The 10078-nt window shown below is 63.3% G+C and carries 10 protein-coding genes and 1 pseudogene; 4 read left to right on the forward strand and 7 right to left on the reverse strand.

Going from position 1 to position 10078, the window contains the following annotated elements:
- Positions 1-94: IS4/Tn5 family transposase DNA-binding protein (locus F1735_RS38290; RefSeq protein WP_373888568.1), on the reverse strand; the 94-nt coding region annotated here is incomplete at its 3' end.
- A gap of 700 nt (positions 95-794) precedes the next feature.
- Positions 795-1487: a PEP-CTERM sorting domain-containing protein gene (locus tag F1735_RS22005; protein WP_167238942.1), complete on the reverse strand. Its 693-nt coding sequence runs from the start codon at positions 1485-1487 to the stop codon at positions 795-797.
- Positions 1488-1701: 214 nt separating this feature from the next.
- Here F1735_RS22005 and creB point away from each other — a divergent pair, with 214 nt between their 5' ends.
- The 4 genes from creB (at position 1702) to creD (ending at position 6177) form a co-directional block, all read left to right on the forward strand.
- A complete protein-coding gene (gene creB, locus F1735_RS22010) occupies positions 1702-2421 on the forward strand; it encodes a two-component system response regulator CreB (RefSeq protein WP_167238943.1) in 720 nt (239 codons plus the stop codon).
- The gene (gene creC / locus F1735_RS22015; RefSeq protein WP_167238944.1) at positions 2418-3848 is read left to right on the forward strand and encodes a two-component system sensor histidine kinase CreC; all 1431 of its coding nucleotides are present in this window, start codon (positions 2418-2420) and stop codon (positions 3846-3848) included. The genes creB and creC overlap by 4 nt, the downstream gene beginning before the upstream one ends.
- 362 nt (positions 3849-4210) lie before the next feature.
- Positions 4211-4645 carry a nucleotidyl transferase AbiEii/AbiGii toxin family protein gene (locus F1735_RS22020; protein WP_167238945.1) on the forward strand — a complete coding sequence of 145 codons (435 nt, stop codon included), beginning with the start codon at positions 4211-4213 and terminating at the stop codon, positions 4643-4645.
- A gap of 119 nt (positions 4646-4764) precedes the next feature.
- Positions 4765-6177: a cell envelope integrity protein CreD gene (gene creD / locus F1735_RS22025; protein WP_167238946.1), complete on the forward strand. Its 1413-nt coding sequence runs from the start codon at positions 4765-4767 to the stop codon at positions 6175-6177.
- 93 nt (positions 6178-6270) lie between these two features.
- On the opposite strand, the gene F1735_RS22030 is transcribed toward creD, so the two are convergent.
- The 5 genes and pseudogenes from F1735_RS22030 to F1735_RS22050 all read right to left on the reverse strand — a co-directional run bounded on the left by F1735_RS22030 (position 6271) and on the right by F1735_RS22050 (position 10061).
- Positions 6271-6990 carry a putative bifunctional diguanylate cyclase/phosphodiesterase gene (locus F1735_RS22030; protein ID WP_167238947.1) on the reverse strand — a complete coding sequence of 240 codons (720 nt, stop codon included), beginning with the start codon at positions 6988-6990 and terminating at the stop codon, positions 6271-6273.
- A gap of 9 nt (positions 6991-6999) precedes the next feature.
- Positions 7000-7344, reverse strand: coding sequence for a diguanylate cyclase domain-containing protein (locus F1735_RS22035; protein ID WP_167238964.1), 345 nt, complete (start codon positions 7342-7344; stop codon positions 7000-7002).
- Positions 7272-7532 (reverse strand): hypothetical protein, encoded by a 261-nt coding sequence (locus tag F1735_RS35765; RefSeq protein ID WP_222853053.1) that lies wholly within the window; start codon positions 7530-7532, stop codon positions 7272-7274. The genes F1735_RS22035 and F1735_RS35765 overlap by 73 nt, the downstream gene beginning before the upstream one ends.
- A pseudogene (locus tag F1735_RS35770) lies at positions 7530-8605 on the reverse strand (PAS domain S-box protein); the annotation flags it as partial. The pseudogene F1735_RS35770 and the gene F1735_RS35765, both read right to left, overlap by 3 nt.
- A gap of 196 nt (positions 8606-8801) precedes the next feature.
- On the reverse strand, positions 8802-10061 hold the full coding sequence (locus F1735_RS22050) for a TerD family protein (protein ID WP_167238948.1): 1260 nt from the start codon (positions 10059-10061) through the stop codon (positions 8802-8804).
- Between the last annotated feature and the right edge of the window lie 17 nt (positions 10062-10078).

A 10078-nucleotide genomic window follows, 5' to 3' on the forward strand; every position in this document is an offset into this window, starting at 1 on the left:
TCCTCGCTCGTTTGTTCAGGCGCGCATCGCCCAGGTCGAGTTGCTCAAATTCCGTCTCGGTCCAAGGTGCAGGTGCTCTCGCCAATTCGTCCACGCAAAAGACGAAAGTAAACCTGAAATGCGGCGAGTTTACAAGGGGCGCGTTAAGTCATTGAATGTAAACAGGTTTTCAGCACGGTCGGCACCGCGCGCAAGACTTGTGTATAACGAGGTGCCTTACATGGTGATACCAAAATTGCCAACGGATCGGTGTGCTGATCTGATTACGCGCGTTTTTCCACGCGTCAACCGGCCGCGCCAGAGTCGTGATGTTTGGGATGCGCCGATTTTAAGCATTGGCGTGACAGTGCGGCCAATTCAATTTCAGCCGTGTTTAGCCAGTTCCCGGGCTTGGGTGGGAATGGAACTCAAGCTTTTTCACTCGGGCATTTGCTTTGTGGGCCGGAAACGTATCGTACAGCGAACCGGGTTTGTGGGTGTTCAAATTGACCATGACCACCTCAGATCAGCAGAATGGTCAGGCTACGCTGACGTGGCGTGCAGGCTAGGATGACGTTGCCGTATTGGCGGGCGCCAGCGTGTTCCAGCGTCTGTAGCCGGAACAGGGGGGCGGGAGGCGTCGATCGCGCCAGGTCGGGCGTTGAAGGGGGGGGGCATGGAAATTTCAGTGGTTAAGTCTCCATCCATCATGCATACTTATCCTAGGCAGCTCAGCGACGGCGACATTCTCACCTACCCAACACTATCCCATCATAAGTTGAGGCCGCGCAAACCCAGGCGCTGCGTGACTCGCTCTATGCAGCCGACTGCGATCTGCGGCGCGCCCCCAGCATGGCCAGCGCGCCCAGCGCCAGCAGGCCCAGGCTGACCGGCTCCGGCACCGCCACGGTGCTCATCGAAAACTCCTCGATCTCGCCGTAGAACACCGTCGAGCGCCCCGAGAGCACGTCGGTATGGCCGAACTGCGCCTGTTTCGTCATGTACTCGTACAGGTCCGGCCGCAGCGTGGCCGAGAAGGGCGTGGTCAGGCTGGCATTGGCGCCGGCAAAAAAGTGATTCATCGATTCGATGCCGTGATAGGCGTAGAGGCTTTCCTCGCGCGTGGTCCAGTTCACGCCGGCAAACGCCTGGTCCGATCCCCACGGCGTCTCGGCCGAGGCGCCGTTGGCGGTCTGCTGCTGAAAATTGCCGGTGCGTTGGTAGTCGCGTGTCACGCCATCGACGGTAATGCGCGCGCTGAACAAATTGAGGCCGTACAGCGCTTCATACTGGTTCAGGTAGCTGTCGCGGGTCGCGCTGCTGTCGTCGAAGGTCAGCGTTATCTGGAATTTCTTGCCGGCCAAGTTGCCTGGGCCGAAGTCGTCGAGGGTGTTCTGGTACACGCTGCTGACCACGCCGCGCGAGGTGGTGGTGAGGATGGTGGCCTGGGCGCTGGAGATCCAGGCCGAAGCGAGCAGGGCGATTGCGAAGAATGATGTTGAGGACAAGATATTCTTTCGTATACTTTGGTTAAGGTAGCATGGTGTACAAGCAAAGAACATGCCATGTGGAAATTGACGTTTGGTATCATCGGCTTAGGATTTTCCATCAAGAAATTTCACGGTCAACTGTAAAATTTCCCGACAAGCCGGCCAGGCGTCCGGTTGACTGACCCGGCCCCGCCCCGGATACTGTCGCCATGACCAATCCCGACGCCCGCGCATGCCCGTAACGATCCTGATAGTGGAAGATGAGCTGGCCATTGCCGACAGCATCGCCTACGCCCTGCGCACGGACGGCTTCGTACCGCGCCACGTGAGCCTGGGCGCGCAGGCGCTGCAAGCGATGCGCGATGCCGATCCGGCCACCTTGCCCGCGCTGGTGGTGCTCGACGTCGGCCTGCCCGACATGAACGGCTTCGAGGTCTGCCGCCAGCTGCGCCAGTTCTGCAATGCCCCGGTGATCTTCCTGACCGCGCGCAGCGACGAGATCGACCGCATCGTCGGGCTCGAAATCGGGGCCGACGATTACGTCACCAAGCCGTTTTCGCCGCGCGAACTGGTGGCGCGCATCCGGGTGGTGCTGCGCCGCCTGGCGCCGCCGGCCGGGTCGATCGCGCCGGGCGCCGTCGCCCCGGGCGCCGCCGCGCCCGCCGCGCGCTTCGAGATCCGCGAGGCCGAGGCGCGCATCCTGTACCGCGCCCGGGCGCTCGAGCTGACCCGCTACGAATACCTGCTGCTCAAGGCCCTGTGCGAGCGGCCCGGCCATGTGCTCTCGCGCGCGCAGCTGATGGACCGGGTCTGGGCCGACGCGCCCGATACGCTCGAGCGCACCGTCGACGCCCATATCAAGTCGCTGCGCGCCAAGCTGCGCCTGGTCGACGCCGGCGACGACCCGATCCAGACCCACCGCGGCATGGGCTACAGCCTGGCGGGCACATGAGAATCGGCCTGCGCATCCTGCTCGGCTATTTTCTGATTGTCGGGCTCGCTGCGTGGTTTTTGCTCAACGTGTTCGTGGCCCAGGTCAAGCCGGGCGTGCGCTCGACCCTCGAAGACACCCTGCTCGACACCGCCCACCTGCTGGCCGAGGTCGTCGCCGCCGATGTCAAGGCGGGCCGCATGGACGATTCCCAGATTCTCGCGCGCCTGCAGTCGTTCGGACGGCGCCATGTGGACGTCTCGATCGATGGCGTGAACAAGCGCAGCCTGAACTACCGCGTCTACATCACCGATGTCCAAGGGCGCGTCACCTTCGACTCCAGCGGGCACGATCTGGGCAAGGATTATTCGCGCTGGAACGATGTCTACCTGACCCTGCGCGGCGCATACGGTGCGCGCAGCACGCGCGACGCCAGGTCCGACGACGCCAGCGCCGTGATGCACGTGGCCGCGCCGATCATGGATGGCGAGCGCATCATCGGTGTGCTGACCGTCGCCAAGCCGGTCTCGACCGTGCAACCCTTCGTCGAGCGCAGCCAGCGCATCATCCTCACGCGCGGCGCCGTGCTGCTGGTGTTGTCGCTGCTGATCGGGATGGCCTTCGCGTACTGGCTCAACCGCGCCTTGCAAACGCTGATGCGCTACATCGCCGATGTCGAGGCCGGCCGCAAGGCCACCTTGCCGGCGCTCGGCAACAATGAAATCGGCACGCTCGGGCGCGCGCTCGAAGCGATGCGCAACAAGCTCGAAGGCAAGGAATACGTGGAAGAGCTGATGCATACCCTGGCGCACGAGCTCAAGAGCCCGATTGCGGCGATCCAGGGTTCGGCCGAGCTGATGCAGGAAGACATGCCGGCCGCCGAGCGCCAGCATTTTTTGAACAATATCCTGAACCAGAACCTGCGCCAGAAGCAACTGATCGACAAGTTGCTGGCCCTGATCCGGGTGGAAAAGCAGCAACGCCTGAGCGCGCCCGAGACGGTCGCACTGCGCAGCCTGGCCGAGGAGGTGCGGGCCGATGTGGCGGCGCGCTTGCTGGCGCGCGGCCTGACCTTGGAAACCTTGATCGACAAGCTGATCGTGAAAGGCGACCCGCTGCTGCTGCGCCAGGCGGTGGGCAACCTGCTCGACAATGCCATCGACTTTTCGCCGCCGGGCGGGGTGATCACCATGCGCGCCGAAACAGTGGGGGACGAGGTGCTCATCAGCGTGAGCGACTGCGGCGCCGGCATTCCCGCGTTCGCGCGCGAGCGGCTGTTCGAGCGTTTCTACTCGCTGCCGCGCCCGGATGGCGCCAAAAGCACGGGCCTGGGCTTGCCCTTCGTGCGCGAAGTGATGGCCTTGCATGGCGGAACGGTGACGGTGGGGAATGCGCAGTCGGGCGGCGTGCGCGCCGTGCTGCACCTGCCGGTGGTGCTGGTTTCTTGACCAGGCGCGGCCTGTAGGCCGCTGAACCAGCACCGTCTCGGCCACAAGTACACGCGAACCCTAATGAAAAATAGGGTAAGAGATCACTTAAACTTGATCTTCAATGGTAATGAGCTTACTCTCCGTCTTCCCATACCCCACTTAGAGCCACCCCTTTCAAGGTGATTGAATTTCGCCCGTTCCCCTATGAAGAACGATAATTGATGAGTGTTTTTTACCAAAAAAATGCCATAAAAATGCGCTACAGCTGGGTTTGCTTTCTATGAAGCTTAATTAAATCAAGTGCTTACGACCTTGAAAGGGGTGGCTCTTATACCCGCGAGTTGGTGCCGCTGAGGGCCAACTATGACGTCCTTGGCGGCATGCTGATGGTGATGGTCAACGCCGAGTCGCTCGACGAGATCATGGCGGACAAGGTGCTGGCCTTCCCGACATCGCTTCTGGACAATCAAGGACGGCCGGTGGAGCCCGACTCGGCCAAGATTCGTCACCGGGACATCTGGGACCTTGCCTGGATGGCGACGCGTGGCGCCACGCTCGCTCCGGAACTCGTGGTCGCCAAGATCAAGGACTATGGCGTGCTGGACTACCCCGGGCTGCTGACGCGCGCAATCGAGCAGATCCCGCCGATCGTGAAGAGCCAGGCATTCAAGGCTCAGATGACGCGCTTCATCGATTCGTCGACGATCGCCAGAACGCTGAACGTCGCCGGTTACGATGATTACCTGGCGTCGTCGGTCGGTGGCTTGTTCGGCCAGATGCAGAGTGCCTTGAATGCCATGCCTCAAAAACCTTGAGCTGCCCGCAGGAAGCGACGCGACGCCGAACGACGCGATTCGCACTTCACTTCACACGCAGCGCATCGTGAACGCATACACGCTCCCTACACTGGCGCCATCACCAATCGGGAGCCCCCATGCAAAAAACACTGTTGTACAAGATACTCGCCATCCTGGCGCTCACTGTGCTGATCTGCCTGCCTTTGGCGATGATCCAGAGCACCATCCGCGAACGCAGCGATTTCCGCGCCGAGGCGGTCGCCAGCATCGCCGCCGATTCGGTGCGCGAACAGTCGATCATCGGCCCGGTCATGGTCATTCCCTACACCGACGAGTTCGACGTCACCGTGCCCGTTGCCAACGACGCCAGCAAATCGGAAACGGTGAAACGCTCGGTCAGCCGCGTACACCTGGTGTTTCCCAACCAGCTCAACGTCGAGGGCAAGTTCGATACCGATTACCGCTACCGCGGCATTCACCGGGTGTTGTTCTACAGCGGCCAGCACAAGCTGACCGGCGACTTCGACCTGCCGCTGAAATCGGCGCTGCCACGCGCCAACTCGCTCTCGCGCATCACGCTCGGCCAGGTCAGCATCGCCGTCGGCATCGAGGATGTGCGCGGAATCCGGAATATCCCCACCATCGCCTGGGGCAAGCAGTCGATCGAATTCGCGCAGGGGACCGGTTCCATCGCCCTCGGCAGCGGCCTGCACGCCGACCTGCCGGCCATGGACCTGGAACAGACCGCGCGCGTTCCCTTCGCCTTCAACCTCGGCCTGGATGGCATCGAACGCCAGCATTTTTCGCCGGTCGGACGCAACAACCAGGTCAGCCTGACGTCGAAGTGGCCCCACCCTCAATTCGCCGGTAACTTCTTGCCGTCGACCAAGGACCGCGTCATCAACGAGGATGGCTTCAAGGCCAATTGGGCGATCTCGTCCTTGTCGACTGCCGCCCAGCAGCAGTTGCTGGCCCTGCAGAACGGGGCGGCCAGCGCCGATGCCGCGCAGCCCGGGCAAGCCGCGGCCGCGCGTGCGGCGGTGCAGGTGGACCGCTTCAGCGTGGCCTTCATCGAACCGGTGAATGTGTATTCGCTGGCCGAGCGCGCCACCAAGTATGGCTTGCTGTTCGTGGCGCTGACCTTCGCCGCCTTCTTCATCTTCGAAATCCTCAAGCGCCTGCCGATCCACCCGGTGCAATACCTGCTGGTCGGGATGGCGCTGGTGCTGTTCTTCCTGTTGCTGGTGGGCTTGTCGGAACATATCCAGTTCGTCCTCGCGTATGCCATCGCCAGCACGGCGTGCATCTTGCTGCTGGGGTTTTATCTGAGTTTCGTGCTGCGCAACTGGCTGCGCGGACTGGGTTTCGGCGTGGCGCTGACTGTGCTCTACGGCGCGCTGTATGGCTTGCTGGTGTCGGAGAATAATGCATTGGTGCTGGGCAGTATCCTGCTGTTCGCGGTGCTCGGCGCAATCATGGTGGCAACCCGCAAGGTGGACTGGTACCAGGTCGGCAAGACCGACGCGGAGCCGGTCACGGTGATGTCCTGACATACCGCCGCCCGGCCAGCGGCAAGCGGACCAGGCCAGGCGCGACCAGTCCGGCATCCCCGCTTGTCTGCCGGCCGGCACCGGGAAGGCGTGTTAACGATGCAGGCGGCTCGTGTGTTCGAACTGATCTCCGATCAGTTCCGAGAATGCCTCCGCCGGCACGGCGCCGCTGTAATAGTAGCCCTGGGCCGCATGGCAACCATGCGCCATCAAGAACTGTGCCTGTTGCAGCGTTTCCACCCCTTCGGCGATCACCCCCAGGCGCAGGCTGGTCGCCATGGCAATGATGGCCGTCACCAGTGCCGTGTCATTCTGGTGCTGGCCGATGTCGCGCACAAACGATTGGTCGATCTTGAGCGAATGCACTGGAAAGCGCTGCAGGTAGCCCAGGCTGGAATAGCCCGTGCCGAAGTCGTCCACCGACAGGTGAATACCCATCTCGCTCAACCGGGTCAGCATGGCAAGATTGTAGTCGCTGCGCTGCATCAGGATGCTTTCGGTAATTTCCAGTTCGAGGGCGGTGGGAGGAATCCCGGCTTCGTCGAGGATGTGAGCGAGCAGGGCGCAAAAATTCACTTGTTCGAGTTGCCGGGGCGAGAGATTGAGCGCTATTTTCAGCGCCGGGTGGCCGGCGTCGCGCCAGATTTTCAGCTGCCGGCAAGCCTGGCGCAACACCCACTCGCCGATCTGCACGATCAGGCCGGACTCTTCCGCGTTGGCGATGAAGTCGCCACAGGAAATCGGCTCTGTTCCCGCCGGCTGCCACCGCAGCAGCGCTTCGGCGGAAAAGATCGTGCCGCTTGTCATTTCCACCTGCGGCTGCTAATGCAGGATGAATTCATCTTGCGCCAGGGCCTGGCGCAAGCGCTTGCCGACAGCGAGTCGCTGCTGCACTACCTGGTTGAGCGCGGCTGTGTAGAATTGGAAATTGCCGCGCCCCATTTCCTTGGCATGGTACATCGCGGTATCGGCGGCCCGCATCAGGGTGTCGACATCGAGGCCATCATCGGGATAGACACTGATGCCGATGCTGGCGCCCAGATGCAACTGCTTCAGTTCGACGCTGAAAGGCTGCGTCAGGGCGTCGAGCGCTTTCAGGGCCACCCGTGCGGCATGGCCGCTGTCTCCCAGCAAAGGCAGGATGAGAACGAATTCGTCGCCGCCCAGCCTGGCGACACTGTCGCCTTCGCGCCGGCATTGTTCGCCTCACTGACGCGCCCACGCACATCGCCGATGAAGATGCCGATGATATTGGCGTCGACCAGGCGCCGGATACGCGCCTCCCTGTCCCGCAACGCCCGCTCGGCGCACTTGCGCTCGCTGATGTCGCGGGCAATCGCCGACACGCCGCTCACCATGCCCTCGGCGTTGCGGATCGGGGAGGTGGTGAGCGACACATCGATGCGGCGGCCGTCCTTGCGCACCCGCACGGTTTCGAGGTGGTCGATCCGCTCGCCGCGCCGCAGGCACGCCAGAATCGCCGGCATGTCGTCCGCCAGTTCGGGGGAATCAGGGTTGAAATCGGGCGCCCGCGCATCTCGGCGGCGCTGTAGCCGTACATGCGCTCGGCGCCGGCGTTCCAGCTGACGATGATGCCGTCGAGCGTCTTGCCGATGATGGCGTCGTCGGAAGATGTGACGATGGCCGCCAGTTGCAGGGCGGCCTGCTCGGCCTGGCGGGTCCGCTTCAGGTCATCCGTGCGCTGGGCCAGCAAGTGTTCGAACACCATGGCATGGCCGCTGGTCACCAGCAGGAATGCGCCGAGCAAGCCGGTGAACGCCAGCCCGCCGGCTAGCACGGACCAGGCCAGCAAAAGATGGGAAGGAGAAAAGACCAGCTCCTTGTCCCCGGTGAAAACGCCCACGATTACCCCGAATGCCAGGAAGATCGGCAATGCCACCGTCTTGCGCCGGCGCCGCCACAGCGCTTGCGGCTGCCCCAGCCATGTCAGTACCAGCGGCGTGGCGACCAGCACGCCGATGGTGTCGCCGATCCACCTGACCCACCAGCTCACGCCATAACCGTGGGCCGGAAGCTTGCCAAAAAGTAGCAGGATGGTCGCGCCCACGCTGGCGCTGATGACGCAACCGAGCGGCCCGCCCAGGCCGAGAAACGTGATCACGGCGCGCGCCTGCACGGTGGCGCCCAGGCCGATTCCGGCTGGCAGGAGCAGCGATGTCACCAGCAAGGCGCTGCTGCCGGCATCGAAGGAGACCGTCGCATTGGCCAGGAATGAGCCCAGCCAGATGCCGGGGGCCACACGATTGCCGAACAGGAGAACGGCGGCCAGCCCGATGCCGGCAGCCGGCCAGATGGGAGCGGCATACCCGGGCGAGAGCGCCAGCAGCAAGCCGAAGCGCGCGGCCAGGTAATAGAGAAGGGCGAGAACGAGAAGCGCGCCGCTGTGGCGGATCAATTGCGTTTGCATGTGACATCCATCGACCGATACCCCCTCGTGGACGAGGTGGAAGAAGGTGCGACGGCGAAGGCGGTTCAGCTTGCCAGTGTGGCAACGCCAACAACAGTGTCCGGCTCTCTCGTACGTGAAAGTTCACGCCGCGCCATCGTAAGACCCGATGTCGGGACGAAAAGTTCTGACGGCGAGGAGGGCCGGGCGCGCTCGTTCAGTCCTTGCTGCCGGTGGTCCAGCGCAGGCCGAAGCCGAAGCGGCGGTCCATCAGTTCGTGCGCGCTTTCGCGGCCGACCTGCGAGAAATACTCGGCCAGCTTGGTCACCTGCATGCTGCCGCCCCGGTTTTCGATCATGGCGATCGCGCACATCATCTGCTTGCCGCCCTGGTCGAGCCGCACTTCGATCGGCGCCTGGTCGGGCATGTTGATGGTCACCACGCCGTCGGTGGCGGCCCAGTTCGGCGCGCCGTCGTAGATGAAGGCGAAGATCAGGGCCCGCTTCATGTCGTTGAAGTGGTCGCCGTTGATGGTCAGGTTTTCACCGTCGCTCGCTTGCCCGGTGCGGTCGTCGGCCGCCAGGCGCATGTACGGTGGACGGTCGAAGTCGCCCCAGGCGTTGCCCAGCGCCTGCACCAGGCCCGGACGGCCGTCGGCCAGTTCGTACATGCAGCCCAGGTCCAGGTCGATGCCCTTGCTGGCATTGGCGGCGCCGGTCAGGCGCGCCAAAAATCCTTGCTTGGGCGCGGCTGCGGCGGGCGCGCCGCGGTTCCAGTTCAGGTTGACGTGGATGCGGCCGAAACCCCGGCTGCCGCCGCGCTTGTCGAGCGAGACCTTGTCGCCGCGCTTGTCGAGCGTGACTTTCGACAGCGACACCGGCTTTTGCGGCGCTGGCGCGGGTGGCGGCGGTGGCGTAGCTGAAGCCGGAATCGGCACCGCCGCTGCTGGCGCCGGCGACGCGCCCGGTGCGGCCTCGGTGCCGCCGAAGTGTTTCAGCAGGGCCGACAAGCCGCCATTGAAACCCTGGCCGACGGCGCCGAAGCGCCAGATGCCTTCTTTTCGATAAATTTCGCCGACGATGACGGCTTTTTCATCCTGGAAGTCGGCCCCCGACCAGGGGAATTGCACACTGTCGCCGAGCTTGATGCTGCTCGCGCTCACGCTGCGCATGCTGCCGTTGCCGTCGATGGCGGCCACGAACACCAGCTTGGCGATCGAGGCCGGCAAGGCGTCCAGGTTCACCGCGAAGCTGGCGGCGCGCCCGGCCAGGGTCATCTTGATTTCATTGGCAGGGCTGGCCAGCTGGTTGTAGAACACCATGTAGCGTTCGTCCGAGAGCTTGTCGCTGCCGTCCAGGCCGAAGCAGGAGATGTCGACCACCAGCCCGGCCGTGTCGATGTCGACCATGACGGTGAAGGGGGCGGTCAAGCCCAGGTCGGCCAGCTTGCCTTTTTGTCCGCGCGAAAAATGTGTCACGTTGTGGTCCTTTTCAC

The organism is Massilia genomosp. 1 (genome assembly GCF_011682185.1).
Classification (GTDB): Bacteria; Pseudomonadota; Gammaproteobacteria; order Burkholderiales; family Burkholderiaceae_D; genus Telluria_A; species Telluria_A rubra.

What these genes read in the sequence shown, in the direction of transcription:
- creB (WP_167238943.1), top strand. Translation starts at nt 1,702, where the DNA reads ATGCCCGTAACGATCCTGATAGTGGAAGATGAGCTGGCCATTGCCGAC.
- creC (WP_167238944.1), top strand. Translation starts at nt 2,418, where the DNA reads ATGAGAATCGGCCTGCGCATCCTGCTCGGCTATTTTCTGATTGTCGGG.
- F1735_RS22020 (WP_167238945.1), top strand. Translation starts at nt 4,211, where the DNA reads ATGCTGATGGTGATGGTCAACGCCGAGTCGCTCGACGAGATCATGGCG.
- creD (WP_167238946.1), top strand. Translation starts at nt 4,765, where the DNA reads ATGCAAAAAACACTGTTGTACAAGATACTCGCCATCCTGGCGCTCACT.